Source organism: Actinocorallia herbida (assembly GCF_003751225.1).
Lineage (GTDB): Bacteria > Actinomycetota > Actinomycetes > Streptosporangiales > Streptosporangiaceae > Actinocorallia > Actinocorallia herbida.
Genome location: NZ_RJKE01000001.1, coordinates 8,445,837 through 8,463,377 on the forward strand (window position 1 = coordinate 8,445,837; position 17,541 = coordinate 8,463,377).

General features: G+C 71.3%; 16 protein-coding genes. 8 read left to right on the forward strand and 8 right to left on the reverse strand.

Annotated elements, in window-relative coordinates:
* Positions 1-160 precede the first annotated feature (160 nt).
* On the forward strand, positions 161-1,393 hold the full coding sequence (locus tag EDD29_RS38330) for a hypothetical protein (RefSeq protein ID WP_123669079.1): 1,233 nt from the start codon (positions 161-163) through the stop codon (positions 1,391-1,393).
* Positions 1,394-1,446: 53 nt separating this feature from the next.
* Here the strand turns inward: EDD29_RS38330 and EDD29_RS38335 are convergent, their stop codons facing one another.
* Positions 1,447-2,136 carry a glycerophosphodiester phosphodiesterase gene (locus tag EDD29_RS38335; RefSeq protein WP_123669080.1) on the reverse strand — a complete coding sequence of 230 codons (690 nt, stop codon included), beginning with the start codon at positions 2,134-2,136 and terminating at the stop codon, positions 1,447-1,449.
* A 44-nt stretch (positions 2,137-2,180) separates the two neighbouring features.
* On the opposite strand from EDD29_RS38335, the gene EDD29_RS38340 reads away from it, so the two are divergent.
* Genes EDD29_RS38340 through EDD29_RS38350 form a run of 3 tightly spaced genes read left to right on the forward strand, consistent with a single transcriptional unit; the run spans position 2,181 to position 4,448 of the window.
* Entirely contained in the window at positions 2,181-3,326 is a 1,146-nt protein-coding gene (locus EDD29_RS38340; RefSeq protein WP_123669081.1) for a 5-(carboxyamino)imidazole ribonucleotide synthase, read from the forward strand.
* Between the two features lie 36 nt (positions 3,327-3,362).
* Complete coding sequence (purE, locus tag EDD29_RS38345; protein ID WP_123670947.1) at positions 3,363-3,830, forward strand: 5-(carboxyamino)imidazole ribonucleotide mutase; 468 nt, start codon at positions 3,363-3,365, stop codon at positions 3,828-3,830.
* A 54-nt stretch (positions 3,831-3,884) separates the two neighbouring features.
* On the forward strand, positions 3,885-4,448 hold the full coding sequence (locus EDD29_RS38350; RefSeq protein ID WP_246053217.1) for a GtrA family protein: 564 nt from the start codon (positions 3,885-3,887) through the stop codon (positions 4,446-4,448).
* On the opposite strand, the gene EDD29_RS38355 is transcribed toward EDD29_RS38350, so the two are convergent.
* Together EDD29_RS38355 and EDD29_RS38360 are read right to left on the reverse strand one after the other, a co-directional pair.
* Positions 4,432-5,703, reverse strand: a complete 1,272-nt coding sequence (locus EDD29_RS38355; RefSeq protein WP_123669082.1) for an ATP-binding protein — start codon at positions 5,701-5,703, stop codon at positions 4,432-4,434. The genes EDD29_RS38350 and EDD29_RS38355 overlap by 17 nt on opposite strands.
* 73 nt (positions 5,704-5,776) lie before the next feature.
* The gene (locus tag EDD29_RS38360) at positions 5,777-6,448 is read right to left on the reverse strand and encodes a response regulator transcription factor (protein ID WP_123669083.1); all 672 of its coding nucleotides are present in this window, start codon (positions 6,446-6,448) and stop codon (positions 5,777-5,779) included.
* Between the two features lie 123 nt (positions 6,449-6,571).
* Between EDD29_RS38360 and EDD29_RS38365 the strand changes: the two genes are divergently transcribed.
* From EDD29_RS38365 to EDD29_RS38380, 4 genes are all read left to right on the forward strand, one after another.
* Positions 6,572-7,018: a hypothetical protein gene (locus tag EDD29_RS38365; RefSeq protein ID WP_123669084.1), complete on the forward strand. Its 447-nt coding sequence runs from the start codon at positions 6,572-6,574 to the stop codon at positions 7,016-7,018.
* 217 nt (positions 7,019-7,235) lie between these two features.
* Complete coding sequence (locus EDD29_RS38370; RefSeq protein ID WP_123669085.1) at positions 7,236-7,610, forward strand: (2Fe-2S)-binding protein; 375 nt, start codon at positions 7,236-7,238, stop codon at positions 7,608-7,610.
* Between the two features lie 68 nt (positions 7,611-7,678).
* Complete coding sequence (gene bfr, locus EDD29_RS38375; RefSeq protein ID WP_425455000.1) at positions 7,679-8,170, forward strand: bacterioferritin; 492 nt, start codon at positions 7,679-7,681, stop codon at positions 8,168-8,170.
* A 99-nt stretch (positions 8,171-8,269) separates the two neighbouring features.
* Positions 8,270-9,748 carry a CYTH and CHAD domain-containing protein gene (locus EDD29_RS38380; protein WP_123669087.1) on the forward strand — a complete coding sequence of 493 codons (1,479 nt, stop codon included), beginning with the start codon at positions 8,270-8,272 and terminating at the stop codon, positions 9,746-9,748.
* Between the two features lie 51 nt (positions 9,749-9,799).
* On the opposite strand, the gene EDD29_RS38385 is transcribed toward EDD29_RS38380, so the two are convergent.
* From EDD29_RS38385 to EDD29_RS38405, 5 genes are all read right to left on the reverse strand, one after another.
* Positions 9,800-10,705 (reverse strand): NUDIX hydrolase, encoded by a 906-nt coding sequence (locus tag EDD29_RS38385; RefSeq protein ID WP_123669088.1) that lies wholly within the window; start codon positions 10,703-10,705, stop codon positions 9,800-9,802.
* Complete coding sequence (locus EDD29_RS38390; RefSeq protein ID WP_123669089.1) at positions 10,695-12,779, reverse strand: RNA degradosome polyphosphate kinase; 2,085 nt, start codon at positions 12,777-12,779, stop codon at positions 10,695-10,697. The genes EDD29_RS38385 and EDD29_RS38390 overlap by 11 nt, the downstream gene beginning before the upstream one ends.
* A gap of 61 nt (positions 12,780-12,840) precedes the next feature.
* Positions 12,841-13,803 (reverse strand): adenylate/guanylate cyclase domain-containing protein, encoded by a 963-nt coding sequence (locus EDD29_RS38395; protein ID WP_123669090.1) that lies wholly within the window; start codon positions 13,801-13,803, stop codon positions 12,841-12,843.
* A gap of 70 nt (positions 13,804-13,873) precedes the next feature.
* Complete coding sequence (locus tag EDD29_RS38400) at positions 13,874-14,764, reverse strand: biotin--[acetyl-CoA-carboxylase] ligase (protein WP_246053218.1); 891 nt, start codon at positions 14,762-14,764, stop codon at positions 13,874-13,876.
* A 68-nt stretch (positions 14,765-14,832) separates the two neighbouring features.
* The gene (locus EDD29_RS38405) at positions 14,833-17,481 is read right to left on the reverse strand and encodes a phosphoenolpyruvate carboxylase (protein ID WP_246053219.1); all 2,649 of its coding nucleotides are present in this window, start codon (positions 17,479-17,481) and stop codon (positions 14,833-14,835) included.
* Positions 17,482-17,541: the final 60 nt, after the last annotated feature.

Genomic DNA, 17,541 nt, shown 5'->3' on the forward strand with positions numbered 1-17,541 from the left:
AATGGGCAGGGTGTCCAGCGGCGAGGGGAATTCGTGGGCGGGAATTGTCATGGATGGGACAAGACGTCGGCGGGCGGTTCTTTGAGGGTGGGGGAACGGCGGATCAGGGGGCCGAGTGTCGGCCTGGTTCTGGTCCTCACCTTCGTGAGAGGAGAGGCACTTGCGCGTCATCCGGAGTGTTTCGGCGGCGGTCGTGGTCGGGGTCTGCCTGGTCGGTGTGCCGGGGGCGGCCGGGGCGGAGGAGGGGTGGCGGAATCAGGCGCCGGTGTTCACCGCGCCGGAGCGGGGGTTCAGCGATGTCGCGGCGGTCGGGGCCAGGGAGGTGTGGGCGGTCGGGTACCAGGGGCGGAAGACGATCCAGATAGGGCCGTGGGACCCACCGCTGCCGCCGAACGTGCTGTGGCAGCGGGAGCCGCGACCGGTCCTCCAGCAGTGGACGGGACGGCAGTGGAAGGCCCACCACCCGGAGGGGATCCCCGAGGAGGGGACCCTGGACGAGCTGGAGGTGAGCGGCGGGAAGGTCTGGGCGCTCGGCACGATCATCTACGACCCGGGGAACGGCGCGGCCAGGCAGCGCTACGCCTACATCGGGACCTGGAACGGGACCGAGTTCGTCCAGGTCAACGGGCCCACGAACACCAGCGCGCCCGGCTACCTGCGGCACCTGTCGGCCGATTCCGGGGGGCTGTGGATGACCGAGGGCACCCAGGCCTACCGGTTCGTGGACGGTCCGGGGTGGACCGGGTACGACCTCGGCTCGACGATCAAGGCGATCGAGTCCTACGACTCGGGCGAGGCGTGGGCGTCGGGCTCGGGCGCCGACGGGAGCACCTGGGTCCGGCACTGGGACGGGTCGGCCTGGACGTCCCTCGCGCTCCCCGCCGGCACCGGGAAGCACACCTTCCAGCCGACCGGCCCTGCCGCGGGCTGGGTCGCCACCGACGCCGGGCTCGCTCTCTGGGACGGCACGGCCTGGACGACCGTCGCCTACCCCGAGGGCTACACGCGGTCCGACCTCTGGCCGAGCTTCTACAACGCCCCCTGGGCCACGACGGACGTCGACGGCCCGTGGCTGCTCGCCGACGGCCTGAAGACCGCCCCGAAAACCCTCCTGCACTGGACGGGCTCGGCGTGGCTCACCACGCCCGGCACCGCCCTGCCCCTCGCGAAGGACGGCCAGGGCAGGTTCTTCGCCCCGCGGACGATCTCCACCTCGACCGGTGAGAACGCCCTCTACTCCTTCGCCGACGGCGTCTGGACCCCGGTGCCCGCAGCCATGGACATCTGGGGCGGCTGGAACGTGGCCGCCCTGCCCGGCACCGAGCACGTCCTCGTCACCGGGTGGTCGTACCGGGGCGACCTGCGGGCGTACACCAACGCGCCGCGGGACTGACTCCCTCCGGGGCCGGCCCCGCCGCGTCGATGAGGACCCGGCGGGGCCCGGCGTCAGCGGCCCAGCGCGCGCAGGGTGCCCGGGACGTCGTCGACGACCAGGGCGTCGGCCGGAAGGTAGCCCTCAAGGGCGTCCGGCTTGGGGGTCCAGACGATGACTTCAAGGCCGGCCTTGTGGGCGATGTCCACGCAGTCGGCGAAAGGCCGCGCCTTAGGGGTCGGGTCGCAAGAGGCGGTGTGCAGGGCGATGCCCTCCAGGCCGAGCCCGGACGCCGACGCGATCGCGTGGCCGATCGGGAACCACAGCCAGGTGAGCAGCCCCCGGGGGATCCCCGTGCCGTCCAAGGCCAGCAGCACGGACGGGTCGAAGCTGGTGACGACCAGGGGCCGCCGCCGGGCCTCCTCCTTGAGCACGTCCTTGAGGAGGGGGGCCGTCCGCGGGTCCAGGGCGTCTTCCAAGACGGTCTTGACGTCCACGTCCACGCCCACCTCGGGCGGCAGGGCCGCGAAGACCTCCTCCAAGGTCAGCCGGTCCCCGGCCAGGGCGTCGACGTGAAAGGTCCCGTCCTCGGCGACCGGGTCGTGCGCGAGGACCAGTCGATCATCGGCCGTCCGCTGAACATCGATCTCCACCCAGGACAACCCCGCCTCGACCGCCCCCAGCAGCGACGCGAGGGTGTTCTCCCCCTCACCCCCGCCAAGTCCCCTATGCCCGATGATCGTCGGTCCGCCGTCAAACATCATGTGTTCGCCCCACTAAGCTGCTCGGTGTGAGAAGTCCAGGTCAGATGCCGGTTGTCGGGATGGTGGGCGGCGGTCAGCTCGCCCGGATGACGCAGCAGGCCGCGATCGCGCTGGGTGTGCGGTTGCGGGTCCTCGCGGGGGACCCGGAGGAGTCCGCGGCACAGGTGTGCGCGGATGTCCGGCTCGGGTCCCACACGTCCCTGGAGGATCTCATGTCCTTCGCCGAGGGCTGCGACGTGGTCACGTGGGACCACGAGCACGTGCCCGGCGAGCTCATCCAGGCGCTGGAGGCCGCGGGCGTCGTCTGCCGGCCCGGTGCGGCGGCGCTGCTGCACGCCCAGGACAAGCTGGTCATGCGCGAGAGGCTGTCGGCGCTCGGCGCGCCCTGCCCCGCGTACGCGGCGGTCCACTCGACCGACGATGTCACGGCGTTCGGCGAAAAGCACGGCTGGCCCGTGGTGCTGAAGGCCACACGCGGCGGCTACGACGGCAAGGGCGTGTGGGTCGTGGGCTCCGCCGCCGAGGCCGCGGAAGTGATCGCCAGCGGCACCGCGCTGATGGCCGAGGAGAAGGTCGCCTTCCGGCGGGAGCTCGCCGCGCTCGTCGCGCGCTCCCCGCACGGCCAGGGCGCCGCCTACCCCGTGGTGGAGACGGTCCAGGAGGACGGGATCTGCGTCGAGGTCGTCGCGCCCGCGGAGGGGCTGGACCCCGAGACCGCGGCGTTCGCCCAGAAGCTCGCGCTCGGGATCGCCGAGGAGCTCGGCGTCACCGGCCTGCTCGCGGTCGAGCTGTTCGAGACCGCGGACGGCGTGGTCGTCAACGAACTGGCCATGCGTCCGCACAACTCGGGCCACTGGACCACCGACGGCGCCCGCACCACCCAGTTCGAGCAGCACCTGCGCGCGGTCCTCGACCTGCCCTTGGGCGACACCGACGGCAACGCCGCCTGGACGGTCATGGGCAACCTCCTCGGCGGCGAGGACCCGGACATCTTCGAGCGCTACGAGCACGTCATGGCGCACGACCCGGGGATGAAGATCCACTTTTACGGCAAGGGCGTCCGGCCCGGCCGGAAGATCGGACATGTGAACGTCTCGGGGGATGATCTTCCGAGGTTGCGGGCAAGGGCCGAACATGCGGCTCTCTACCTGCGCGACCCAGGACTGGTCTACCCGGAAGAGGGGAAGTAGGGCGTGGCGGACGTGAAGCCCCTGGTCGGGGTGGTCATGGGCAGCGACTCGGACTGGCCGGTGATGAAGGCCGCGGCCGACGCCCTGACCGAGTTCGGGGTGCCGTTCGAGGCCGACGTCATCTCGGCGCACCGGATGCCGCTCGACATGATCGAGTACGGCACCGAGGCGGCCGCCCGGGGCCTCAAGGTGATCATCGCGGGGGCCGGCGGCGCTGCCCACCTGCCCGGCATGCTCGCCAGCGTGACCACGCTCCCGGTGGTCGGCGTACCGGTACCGTTGAAGTACCTGGACGGCATGGACTCGCTCCTGTCGATCGTCCAGATGCCGGCGGGCGTGCCCGTGGCGACGGTCGCCGTGGGAGCCGCGCGCAATGCGGGACTGCTCGCCGTTCGGATACTGTCCACCGGCGACGCCGAACTCCAGCGAAAGATGCTGGAGTTCCAGCAGGATCTCTACGGTCAGGCGAAGGCAAAGGGCGCGAAGCTGCGCGACAGCCTCTGACCGGTCCCTCCCGGCGACGGGGGCGGGCTCCGCACCGGAAGGATTGACAGTTTCGTGAGCATCCGCGGGATCACCGGAACCTTGCGTGGATGGCTGCGCGCCATCGCACGCGAGTTCGCCAAGTTCGGCAGTGTCGGGGCGATCGCGTTCGTCATCACGACGCTGCTGTTCAACCTGTTCCGGCACCTGGAGATCGGCCCGGTCACCTCGATCACGGTCGCCACCGTGATCGCGACGACGTTCTCGTACTTCGCGAACCGGCACTGGACCTTCCAGCACCGTGAGCGCAGCGGGCTGCGGCGTGAGTACGTGCTGTTCTTCGGGCTGAACGGCGTGGGCCTGGTGATCACGCAGCTGTTCATCGTCGCGAGCCACTACGGGCTCGGCTACAACGGCAAGATCGCCGACAACGTGGCGATGGTGCTCGGCACCGGGGCGGCGACGGTCTTCCGCTTCTGGTCCTACCGGCGCTGGGTCTTCGTGCCCGGCCCCTCTGCCACGTCTCAGTCGGCCGAGGCCCCCCTGACGCTCCCGAGCACCGATCTGGCCGCGCAACCCGTCCAGGGTCCCTCTGGGGCTCCCCTGGGGTACGCGGCCCCGATCAGACCGGTCCGCTGACGACCCTCTCGTGCGCCAGGCGGGCCTCCTCCCGCCGCCGCATGAAGAACGCGAAGACCGCGGGCCGGGCCTGGACCAGCTCCAACCTGCCGCCGTCGACCGCGGCGAGTGAGCGCGCCAGGTACAGCCCGAGGCCGGTGCCGCCGGCCCCGCTGACGCTCCGCTCGAAGATCTTCTTGGCCAGCTCCGGGGCGACCCCCGGCCCTTCGTCGCCCACCTCCACCACGACGTTCTGACGGGTGAGCCGGGTCGCGAGGGTGACGGTTCCGGAGCCGTGCATGAGCGAGTTGTCCAGCAGCGTCGCGAGGATCTGCGACAGGCAGCTCGGCGTGACGACCGACACGAGGTCGGCGTCGCCCTCCAGATGGATCGCGCGGCCCTCCCTGGCGAAGATCGGCCGCCACTCCTCGATCTGCTGCTCGATCACGAGGTCGATCGCGGTCGGTACGGCCTGGCCCGTCCGGTCGTGCTTGGCCCGGGCCAGCAGCTGCTCGACCACCGCCACCAGCCGCTCCGCCTGGGCGAGGGCGGCCTGGCCCTCCTCGCGGACCACATCCGGGTAGTCGGCGGCCTCGACCATCTCCTCCAGCCGCATCGTCAGCGCGGTGAGCGGCGTGCGGAGCTGGTGGCTGGCGTCGGAGGCGAACTCCCGGCTGGACGCCAGCAGATCGGCGATCCGGACGGCGCTGGTGTCCAGCACCTCCGCCACCGTGTCGACCTCGGGGATGCCGTACCTGCGGCGGCGCGGCCGCGCGTTGCCGGTGCCGAGCCGTTCCGCGGTCTCCACGAGGTCGACCAACGGCAGGGTCAGCCGTCTGGCCAGCAGGATCGCCAGCACCGTCGCGATGGCCACGCCGAGCAGGATGAGGCTGGCGATCAGCAGGAGCTGTCGCAGAACCTCGTCCCTGACCTCGGCGTACGCCCGGTGGACGGTGACGGTGATGTCGTCGGTCGTGCTCGTGGCGCTCATCGTCTCGCCCGGGATCGCCCTGCCCGCCGTCTCGGTGGAGCCGTCCGGCAGCCTGATCTCGATGTACAGATGGGGATAGGCCCGGGCGATCTGCCCGGGATCCGGCCGCTCACCTCGACCGAGCGGGACCTCGACCTCCTTGATCAGTCCCGCCGCGGTGATGTTCAGGCTCTGCTTGGCGTCGTCGTAGATCAGTTTGCTGACGACCCAGGCCAGCGGGATCCCGAGCAACAGGATCGCCGTCACCGCCACGCCCAGCGTCGACAGCAGGATCCGGCGCCTCATCGCTTCCTCCCCCGGCCGTTCCGCGCCGCGGCGGGCCCGCCCGCTCTGGCCGAGAACTCGTGGCCGTGCGTCGTCAGTCCCCCCGCTCGAACCGGAAGCCGACCCCGCGGACCGTGGTGATGTAGCGGGGGCTCGCGGCGTCGTCTCCCAGTTTGCGGCGCAGCCAGGAGATGTGCATGTCGAGCGTCTTGGTGGAGCCCCACCAGTTGGTGTCCCAGACCTCGCGCATGATCTGCTCGCGGGTGACCACCTTGCCCGCGTCGCGGACGAGCACCCGCAGGAGATCGAACTCCTTGGTGGTGAGCTGGAGCTCGGTCTCGCCCATCCACGCCCGGCGGGACTCGGCGTCGATGCGGACGCCCTGCACTATCGGCGTCTCGGTGCTGCCCCGGCGCAGCAGCGCGCGCACCCGGGCGAGCAGTTCGGCGAGCCGGAACGGCTTGGTGACGTAGTCGTCGGCGCCGGCGTCGAGGCCGACGACGGTGTCCACCTCGTCCGCGCGGGCGGTGAGGATCAGGATGGGCACCCCGTGCCCCTCGGAGCGGACCCGGCGGGCCACCTCCAGGCCGTCCAGCTCGGGCAGGCCGAGGTCGAGCACGATGAGGTCGACGCCCCCGCCCAGGGCCCGCTCCAGGGCCTGCGGTCCGTCGGGGCTCACTTCGACGCTGTACCCCTCGCGGCGCAGCGCGCGGGCGAGAGGCTCGGAGATGGACGTGTCGTCCTCGGCGAGCAGTACTGAGGTCATGGACCGATCGTAGGACCGTTCATGAACGTTTCCTGGCATGGGACACAGGCTTGACCTGCGGTTTACTACTCATAGTACAAACTCAAGTACGACAGATCAGCTTAATTGTGGAGGCAACCGGCCATGTCGCGGATGGTGCGGCCCTCACCCGACATCGCCCGCGGCGCAGGAGCCGGGCTGTTCTTCCTCACGGCGGGCATCCACTTCCTCAGCCTCCCCGAGGGTTTCCACCTGGGCGCGTACGTCGGGGTCTTCCTGCTGCTCAGCTGCGTGATCGACTTCGCCGGGGTGGTCGGCTTCATGGCCGAGCCGCGGGCGCGCATCTGGTGGTACGCCCTCGTCAACGGGGTTCTGACGATCATCGCCTGGCTGCTCACGCAGAGTGTCGGCCTGCCGGTGACGAGCGAGCCGGTGAGCGGCCGATGGACCCGGTACCCGTCGGACCTCGCGCTCCCGTTCGTCTCGGCCTCACTCGCACTTCTCTCCGTCTGGGTGCTCATCTCGCGCGCCTACTCGAGCGCGGACGACGCCCTGTCGCAAGCGCGAGAACGCCTTCTCCATAGGCCCTGACGGCCCTTGGACGGCCCGCGCGACGCCCTCGGAACCGGCCCTGAGCAGGACCGGAACACCCTTCCCCGGAAATTTCCCCCCGGCCCAGGCTGGCCAGACCGGTGGGACGTGTTGTAACTTAGGGGTGCCTAACCTAACCGGTAGGGCCTCCAGAGGGCTTCGGCCCGAAGGCGGACCTTCCGGGCCCCCTGCCACCCCGGCCGAAGGAATCAGCCCGATGTACGTGTGCGTCTGCAACGCGGTGACCGAGGAAGCGGTTCACACCTGCCTCGCCTCCGGCGCGCAGAACACGCGGCAGGTCAAGGACGGCTGCGGCATGAAGCCGGGATGCGGCACCTGCACCAAGCGGATCCGCGCGATGCTCAGCGAGTGGAAGACCGCGAACGAGCTGCTGGACGCGATGACCGGCGGCCCCGCGACGCTGCACTCCGTGCCGGACGACGACTCGGTGCCCGCGGAGGCTCCCGCGGCGGACCTGGTCCCCGCCGAGGAGGCGCTGCCCGCCGAGACCGTCACCCGGCCCGAGCTTCCCGCCGCCCCCGCGCGCCGGTTCGGACGGCCCGTCAGGGAGGTGAGGAACCCGGCAGCCTGACCCCCGCGGAGGCCGCAACCCGTTCGCAGACACGCGATCGGGCGCTTTGTGCTGCCTGGACTTCGTGCTTGGATGTTCCCATGGAAGGCGACAAGGAAGTCATCGCGCTGCTCAACGAGCAGCTGACCGCGGAACTTACGGCCATCAACCAGTACTTCCTGCACGCCAAGATGCAGGAGAACTGGGGTCTGAAGTTCCTGGCCAAGCACACCAGGGACGAGTCCATCGACGAGATGAAGCACGCCGAGGTCCTCACCGACCGGCTGCTCTTCCTCGAGGCGCTCCCGAACTACCAGAAGCTCAACCCGCTCCGGATCGGCCAGACGATCAAGGAGCAGCTCGAGGCCGACCTGACCATCGAGATGGAGGCCATCGTCCGGCTGCGCGGCGGCATCGACACGATGCGCGCCAAGGGCGATGTGACCTCGGCCCGGATCTTCGAGCACATCCTCGAGGATGAAGAGGGCCACGTCGACTACCTCGAGACCGAGCTCGAGCTGCTCAACAAGCTCGGCGAGCCGCTGTACATCCAGCGCTTCACCGACGACAACGGGCACTGACCGACGTCCGGCACCGATCGGCGCGCCCTTCCCGAACGTTATGTCCGCGTGACATCCTGAAGATTCACGCGTACGGCCGAACGGAAGGGGTGCCGGGGCATGGCGCAGCACCTGGAGATCGAGCTCAAGTTCGACGCCGACGCCGGGTTCGCCCTGCCGGAGCTCGGCGGTCCCGTCACCGCGGGCCCGCCCGAGACCCACGAGCTGGAAGCCGTCTACTACGACACCGACGAGCTGCGGCTCGCCGCCCGCAAGGTCACCCTCCGCCGCCGGACCGGCGGTCATGACGCGGGCTGGCACCTGAAACTGCCAGCGGGGCCCGACGCCAAGCGCGAATTCCGGGCCCCGCCGCAGGACGACCTTCCTGAGGAGCTCGCCTCCCTCGTCGCCGCCTACGCGCGCGGCGGCGAACTCAAGCCGGTGGCGACGCTGACCACGATCCGCACCACCCGCGACCTGTACTCCGCGGCCGGCGAGGTGCTCGCCGAACTCGCCGACGACCACGTCACCGGGGTCGTCGCGGGATCTCCCGGGTCGTCGGCGTGGCGGGAGATCGAGATCGAACTCGTCTCCGGCTCCCCGAAGCTCCTCGCCGACGTCGGCAAGCAGCTGCTCAAGGCGGGCGCGCGGCGTTCGGCCAGCTCCTCCAAGCTCGGCAGGCTGCTCGCTCCGGCGATCACCAAGCCGCCCACCTGGGACGGCGCGCGGGCGGGCGACGCGATCATGCGGTATCTCACCGTCCAGATCGCCGAGCTGCTCGGCAACGACCCCAAGGTGCGCCTTGAGGAGTTCGACGCGGTCCACAAGATGCGGGTGGCGGCGCGGCGGCTGCGCAGCGTGCTGGCCAGCGCCCGGCCGCTGCTGGACCGCGAGCTGACCGATCCGCTCCAGCCGGAGCTGCGCTGGCTCGCCGAGGTGCTCGGCGAGGTCCGCGACGCCGAGGTGCTGTACGCGCGGTTCAGCGAGCGCATCGCCGAACTGCCCGTCGCCCCGGAGAGCGAGCCGGGCTGGCTCGCCGAGATCAAGGAGCGCGAGGGCGCGGGCTACGACTCGATCCGCGAGGCGCTGTCCGGGGAGCGGTACTTCGCGCTGCTGAACTCCCTCGACCACCTGCTGACGGCCCCGCCGTTCACCCCTCGCGCGGTGCGGCCCGCCGACACCGAGCTGCCCCGGCTGATCCGCCGGGCCTGGCGGCGCGTCCAGGAGGCGCACGCCGGGATCGCCGCGGCGGAGAACCCGGAGCTCGCCGACGAGGCACGGCACGAGACGCGCAAGAAGGCCAAGCGCGCCAGGTACACCGCCGACGCGACCCGGGAGGCGCTCGGCAAGGACGCCAAGACCGTCTCCAAGGCCGCCAAGGCGCTCCAGGAGGTCCTGGGCCGCTTCCAGGACGGCATCCTCGCCCAGGAGTTCCTGCGTGAGCGGCGGCCGACCACCGCCACCCCGGACGCCCTTGAGCAGGCCTTCGTCCTGGGCGCGCTCTACGGCCGCGAACGCAGCGAGGCCGACGCCGCCCTCAGCGAGATCGAGGACGCCTACGCCACGGCTCAGGCGACCGTCCTGCCCGTCCTCAGCTGACCCTCCGGGGCCGCGCGGACGACGGCTTCGCGGGCCGGCCGCCCCCGGGCGTCAGCCGAGGTGGGGGCTGTGGTGCTCGATGGCCTGGGGGGTCTGGCCCGCGTCGAGATGGAAGACCCAGAAGGCGGATTTGCGAAGGGTGGCGGGCTGGGGGGCCGCGCCGGGCAGGGCGGCGAGGAGCTCGGGGAGGGTCTCACCGTGCGTGCAGACGAGCAGGCCGTCGGGGCTGTCCGCGGCGAGCGCGGCGAAGCGGGCGGCGGGGTCGGCACGCGCCGGGTCGGGCGCGCCGACGGTGAAGGCGGGCTCGGTGGCGACGTGCAGGCCGCGGGAGACCGCGTAGTCCAGGACGGTCTCGACACAGCGCGCGGTCCCCGAGGAGACGACTCGGCCGGGGGCGTAGGCGGCCAGCAGCGGGGTGAGCGCGGTGGACTCCCAGCGGCCCCTGGCGTCCAGCGGGCGCAGCAGGTCGCTGCCGTGCCAGAAGCGCTTCTCCCCCGCGCAGGCGTGCCGCAGCAGGATGACGGGGCGGGTGTGCCGCGGCCGGGCCAGGAACGCGCGCAGGAGCGCCGCGTCGTGCTCGTGGGAGAGCAGGCCGAGTGCGACGGCGACGGGCGCCCACACCAGTTCGTCGACCTCGTGGTCGGGCTTGAAGGCCGCCTCCGCGGCGACCTCGGCGGCCCAGTAGTCGACCCGCTTGGCGCGGCCGTTCACCGTGTAGCGCGCCGACGGGAGGGGCGGGCCCAGCCGGGGTGTCACGCCCGTCTCCTCGGCGACCTCGCGGACCGCCGTGCGCAGAAGGTGCTCGTGCTGCTTGGCCTTGCCCTTGGGGAAACTCCAGTCGTCGTAGCGGGGGCGGTGGACCAGGGCCACCTCCAAGCCGCCGCGGTCCTCCCGCCACAGCAGGGCGCCCGCGGCGCGGACTGTCGGCTCCGTGCGGACCGAGGGGTCAGCCGCCATCCACGGTTCTCCAGCGCCGGGTCCGCATGAGGTGGGTCTGGATGTCGGTGGCCGGATTGTCGGGGGCACCGGTGTACCGGGTCCAGTCGCCGTCGCCGTCCAGCCGCCAGGACGCGGTGTCGTCGTTCATGCCCTTGTCGAGGAAGCGGATCAGCTCGTCGCGATGGCCGACGTCGTTGACCCGGACCATCGCCTCGACGCGGCGGTCGAGGTTGCGGTGCATGAGGTCGGCGCTGCCGAACCACAGTTCCGGGCTGCCGCCGCACTCGAACGCGTAGACGCGGGAGTGCTCGAGGAACCTGCCGAGGACGCTGCGCACCCTGATGTTGTCCGACATACCCGGCACACCGGGACGCAGTGCGCATATTCCTCGGACCCAGACGTCGACCCGCACCCCCGCCTGGGACGCCCGGTAGAGCGCGTCGATGAGCACCTCGTCCACGAGGCTGTTGCACTTGAACCTGATGTGCGCGGGACGACCGGCGCGGTGGTGCCCGATCTCCCGCTCGATCCGCAGTACGAGGCCGCTGCGCAGGGTGTTCGGCGCGACGAGGAGCTGCCGGTAGCTGACCTTGCGCGAGTAGCCGGTCAGGTGGTTGAACAGCTCGGTGACGTCCTCGGCGACCTCCGGGTCCGCGGTGAGCAGGCCGAGGTCCTCGTACAGCCGCGCGGTCTTCGGGTGGTAGTTGCCGGTGCCGATGTGGCAGTAGCGCCGCAGGCTGCCGTCGGGCTCCTGCCGGACGACCAGGGCGAGCTTGCAGTGCGTCTTCAGGCCGACGAAGCCGTAGACGACGTGGCAGCCCGCCTGTTCGAGCTTGCGCGCCCACTCGATGTTCGCCGACTCGTCGAACCTCGCCTTGATCTCCACCACGACCACGACCTGCTTGCCCGCGTCGGCGGCGGCGATGAGCGCGTCGACGACGGGCGAGTCGCCGGACGTCCGGTAGAGCGTCTGCTTGATCGCGAGCACCCGGGGGTCGTCGGCGGCCTCCTCGATGAGCCGCTGGACGCTCGTGGTGAACGAGTCGTACGGGTGGTGCACGATCACGTCGCGCTCGCGCAGGGCCGCGAAGATGGTGCCCTCGGACGGCAGCGCGGCCTTGGACGGCACGAACGGCGGGTACTTCAGTTCGGAGCGGTCCAGGTCGGCGATGAGGCTGAGCCCGCCCAGGTCGAGCGGGCCGGGGACCCGGTAGACCTGCTTCTCGCTGACGCCCAGCTCCTCGGTGAGCAGGTCGAGGACCTCGGCGGAGATGGACTCCTCCACCTCGAGCCGGACGGGCGGGCCGAAGCGCCGCCGCAGCAGTTCCTTCTCCAGCGCCTGGAGCAGGTCCTCGGTGATGTCCTCGTCGACTTCGAGGTCCTGGTTGCGGGTGACCCGGAAGGCGTGCCGCTCGACGATCTCCATCCCGTTGAACAGCTGGGTGAGGTGCGCGGCGATCACGTCCTCCAGCGGCGCGAACCTGTCCGGCGAGGCCTCCAGCAGGCGCGGGAGCACCTCGGGCACCTTGACCCTGGCGAAGAGCCGCGCCTCGGTCTCGGGGTCGCGGACGACGACGGCGAGGTTCAGCGAGAGGCCGGAGATGTAGGGGAAGGGGTGCGCGGAGTCCACCACGAGCGGGGTGAGCACCGGGTAGATCCGCTCGCGGAACATCCGGCTCAGGTTCTCGCGCTCGGTGTCGGCGAGCTCGTCCCAGCGCAGGATCTCGATGCCCTGCTTGGCGAGCGCGGGCAGGATGTCGCCGCGGAAGCAGGCCGCGTGCCTCAGCATCAGCTCGTGCGCGACGACCGCGGTGCGCTCCAGGACCTCGCGGGGCTGCCTTCCGGACGCCGAGCGCACGGCCAGGCCGGTGGCCATCCGGCGCATGAGACCGGCGACGCGGACCATGAAGAACTCGTCGAGGTTGGTCGCGAAGATCGACAGGAAGCGGACGCGTTCCAGCAGCGGCAGGTCGGTGTCCTCGGCGAGTTCCAGGACCCGCTGGTTGAACCTCAGCCAGCTCTCCTCGCGGTCCAGGAACCGGTCATCGGGAAGGTAGTCACCGTGAGGGATTTGTCCTGGATTCGCAGCCATGATGGTGAATCATCCCCCTTGAAGGTGAACGGATAACAAACTCCGTGTGTCCTCAAGTTTGTCATCGCGGTGTGGACCGGCGCACCACGTACGGCTGGATGATCCCCAGGCCACGCACGGGTCTACGCACGATCCGGACCAATTCATAGGAAGAATCTCCCTGGAGCTCCTTCGCCAGACCCTCGTCGGCGACGAGCGTGCCCGGTCGAGCGATCGAGGTGAGCCGGGACGCGAGGTTCACCGTGGTCCCGAAGATGTCGCCCATGAGCGGCAGCACCGGCCCGAAGGCCATGCCTACCCGGACGTCGGGGACCTCGGTCTCGCGCTGGACCGCCTCGGAGATGTCGATGCCGATCTGCACCCCGGTCGCCGCGGAATCGGCCGCGTAGAGCACCTCGTCGCCGAGCGTCTTGATCAGCCGGGCGCCGTACGCCGCGACGATGTCGGCGGCCGTCGTCTCGAACCGCTCGACGACCCGGCCCAGCTCGAACTCGTTCAGCTCCTTGCTCATCGCGGTGAAGGAGACCATGTCGGCGAACCCGACCGCGACCGGCCGCGAGGCGAGTTCCCCGTCCTCCGACATCGACGCCATGGCGCGCGCCCCCGCCGCGGCGAGCTGGCGCCGCCACGCGTGCAGCAGCAGCGGCTCCAGATGGCCGAGGAACTGCTCGTTCAGCACCGAGGAGTCGAGCCCCGCGCCGCGCAGCAGGCCGCTCTGCCATTCGGCGAGCCGCGCCATCGTCTGGCCGAACGCGCGGGCCTGGCCGAGCACCAGCTCCTCGGTCCGGTCGCCGAGGCTCCCCCGGTCCAGCAGGCCCTTGATCCGGCGCAGCGCCGAGAGATCGCCCTCGGTGAAGGCCGGCACGCCGTCCCCGGGGCTCGCGAAGCCGAACGAGCGCCACAGCCGCTCGGTGAACTCGGCGGACAAGCCCGTCTCCCGGACGGCGTCCTGGCGGGTGAACCTCAGTTCACCGCCGAGCAGGAGCTCTTCGAGCTCCCGCACCTCCCGTTCTCGCCCGGACATTTCCCCGTCACTCCCCGATCTCGCGGCTGATCAGCCCCAATGCGACGAACAGGCTATGTGATGGCTGTCACTAGTGTCCCGCAGGTCTCGGATTCCGGACATGGACAACGTCGCCCGCGCTGTAGGCGCGCGCGCCCGCCCGCCCCGCGCCGGACGGCTCCACGACGAGCCTGCCCTCGGCGTCGACGTCGACGGCCTGGCCCGTCTCGGCGGTCCCACCGGGCAGTTCGATCCGGATCTCGCGGCCCAGCGTGCCGCACAGATCCCGGTAGGCCGCGCGCAACCCGCTGCCCTCGGGGTCGCCGTCGGCGGCGCGCCACTCGGTGTAGCGCAGCGCCAGCTCCCGCAGGATCGCCTTGAGCACGGTCTCACGGTCGGTGACCGCGGCGTCCTCGAGCAGCAGGGACGTCGCGGTCGGGACGGGCAGTTCCTCGGCCCGCAGGGACACGTTCAGCCCCACCCCGACGACGACGGCGTCGTCGGCCTTCTCGGCGAGGATCCCGGCGAGCTTCCGGTCGCCGACCAGGACGTCGTTGGGCCATTTCAGCCCGGCCTCGACCACCTCCTCGCCGGTGGCCTCGCCGAACTCCCCGGCCTGGGCCCGCCCGGTGACCGATCTGACGGCCGTCGCGACGGCCACGCCGGTCAGCAGCGGGATCCAGCCGAGCCGCGCGGGCGGAACCGCGGATCCGGGCCGCAGCAGCACCGAGAACATCAGCCCCGACCGCGGCGGCGCCGCCCAGTCACGGCCCAGCCTGCCCCGTCCCGCGCGCTGTGCCTCGGCCACCACCGCGACGCCCTCGCGCGCGCCTTCACGCGCGAGGGCCGCCACATCGGCATTGGTGGACCCGGTCTCGTCGAGCACCCGGATCTCCCGCCAGAACGCGCCCTCCCGAGCCAGCACGCGATTCAGCGCGCGCTCGTTCAACGGCGGCCGATCAAGGTCGGAGTACGCTCCCATGCCCCCCATCAAACCCCACGCGCGGAACCTGCGGAGTGTCGGGCACGTCACCCGGTGCGCCGAACGGGTCAGCCGGTGTTCTGGAGGCCGGCGGCGACGCCGTTGACGGTGAGGAGGAGGAGGTTCTCCAGGCGGGTGAGGTCGGCTTCGGCGGCTTCGCCGGAGCGGAGGGTCTTGAGGGCGCGGAGCTGGAGGTAGCTGAGGGCGTCGACGTAGGGGTTGCGGAGCTCGACGGCGCGGGAGAGCACCGTGCGGTTCTCCAGCAGGCGGCGGTGCCCCGTGACGCTCTTGACCAGCTCCAGGGTGCGGTCGTACTCGGCGATGACGGTGTCGGCGAGGTCGTCGCGGCCGCCGAGCGCCAGGTAGCGGACGGCGATGGGCCGGTCGGTCTTGGCCAGCGACATCTCCGCGTTGTCGATCATCGCGTTGAACAGCGGCCAGGACGCGTACGCCTCGCGCAGGTCGGGGTCGTCGGCGACGGCGGCGAGGCCGGAGCCGAGCCCGTACCAGGCGGGGAGGTTCACCCGGGTCTGGGTCCAGGCGAACACCCACGGGATGGCGCGCAGGTCGTCCAGGGAGGACGCGCCGGTGCGGCGGGCCGGGCGGGAGCCGATCCGCAGCTCGCCGATCTCGGCCAGCGGCGACACCCGGGAGAACCACTCGGCGAAGCCGTCGGTCTCGACGAGCTCGCGGAACGCCTTGTGCGCGGCGTCGCTGATCCGGTCGGCCAGCGGCCGGAACCGGGCGGCGGCCTCCTGGACCGTCCGCTCGACGGCCGGGGTGGAGGCCAGCAGGATCGCGTTGGTGACCTGCTCGACATGGCGCTTGGCGATCTCGGGGTGGCCGTACCTGGCGAAGATGACCTCGCCCTGCTCGGTGACCTTGAACCTGCCGTCGACCGAGCCGGGCGGCTGGGCGAGGATCGCGCGGTTCACCGGGCCGCCGCCGCGGCCGAGCGAGCCGCCGCGGCCGTGGAAGAGGGTGAGGGTGATGCTGTTCTCCTCGGCCCAGCGGGCCAGGGCCTCCTGGGTGTCGTACAGCAGCAGGGTCGCGCTGGCCGGGCCCATGTCCTTGGCCGAGTCGGAGTAGCCGAGCATCACCTCCAGGCGGCGCCCGGTCTGGCCGAGCCTCCGCTGGACCGGGACGAGCCGGATGGCCTCGGCGAGGACCGACACCGCGCGCTGGAGGTCGTCGCCGGTCTCGAACAGCGGGACGACGTCGAGGGTCGGCGCGGCGTCGCCCAGGGACTCGGCCAGCTCGTAGACGGCGGCGATGTCGGCGGCCGACCGGGAGAACGACACGATGTAGCGGGAGCAGGACGAGACGCCGAAGCGCTTCTGCGCCCACGCCATGACGCGCAGGGTGTCGAGGACCTCCTCGGTCTCGGCCGACAGGGCGCCGCCCCGCCTGACCTCGGTGAGGGCCCGCTCGTGGACCGCGGAGTGCTGGCGGATCTCCAGCTCGGCGAGGTGGAAGCCGAACGTCTCGACCTGCCAGATGAGGTGCTGGAGCTCGCCGTAGGCCTGCCGGGGCGCGCCGACCTCGGCGAGGGAGTCCTGGATGAGGACGAGGTCGTCGAGGAGCTGCTCGGGGCCCGCGTAGCCGAGGTCGGCGTTGCGCTCGCGGGTCGCCTTGATCCGCTCGGCGGCGTACAGCAGGTACTGCCGGTGCGGCTCGCCCGGCGAGCGGGCGGCGAGCTCGGCGAGCGCCTCGGGCTGCGCGGTGCGCGCCGCCGCGATGGCGTTGCGCAGGGCCGCGGAGGCCGGGGTGGTGCTCTGGTTGACCGTGAGCTGCCTGCCGATGCGGGTGGCGGCGTTCTCCAGCGCGATGAGGACGTGCTGCGACTGGATCTTCAGCGCCTGCCGGGTGACCTGCGCGGTGACGAACGGGTTGCCGTCGCGGTCGCCGCCGATCCAGCTCCCGTACCTGACGTAGGCGGGCGCGAGGGGCGGCTCGGCCCCGGCGACGTCGAGCTCGTCGGCCTCGGTCCTGCCCTGGCCCTTGAGCACGATGTCGAGGGAGCGGTAGATCGCCGGGATCACCCGGAAGATCGTCTCGTCGAAGGTGGCGAGGGCGACGCGGACCTCGTCGAGCGGGTCCATCGCCTCGTGCCGGCGCTGGGCGGTGCGCCAGAGGAGGTCGATCTCCTCGCGCAGGCGGCGGCGCAGGTCCGTCTTCTCGCTGTAGCCGCGCGCCGGGCTGTTGTACTCGTGCAGCAGGTCGCTCACCCGGGTGAGCGAGGTCACGACGGCGCGGCGGCGGGCCTCGGTCGGGTGCGCGGTGAAGACCGGGCGGAACTCCAGCCCGGCGACGGCCTCGACGGGGTCGGCGAGTTCGGCGACCGCGGCCTTGACCGAGCTGCGCTGCGGGGCGCCGCCCTCGACGTCGCGCTCGCGCAGGGTCCGGATGCGGTGGTGCTCTTCGGCGAGGTTGGTCAGGTGGAAGTACACGGAGAAGGCGCGGGCCACGAGCTCGGCGCGTTCCATCGGCCAGGCCGCCACAAAGGAGATGATCTCCTCGGCGGCCTTCTCCCGCTGGGCGGATTCGCCCTTGCGGGCCCCGATGACGGCGTGGCGCAGCCGTTCGACGTCGTCGAGGAGGCCCTGGCCGCCGTACTCGACGAGCACATGGCCGAGCAGGGCGCCCAGCAGCCGGACGTCCGCGCGCAACTCCTCGGGCAGGTCCACTCTGATCTGGGTAGCAAGGTTCTCGGTCACGATCGGCATCCTACAGAGGAATCAATTGGTCTATACCAATGGGTTCTCCCGGATCCCCGG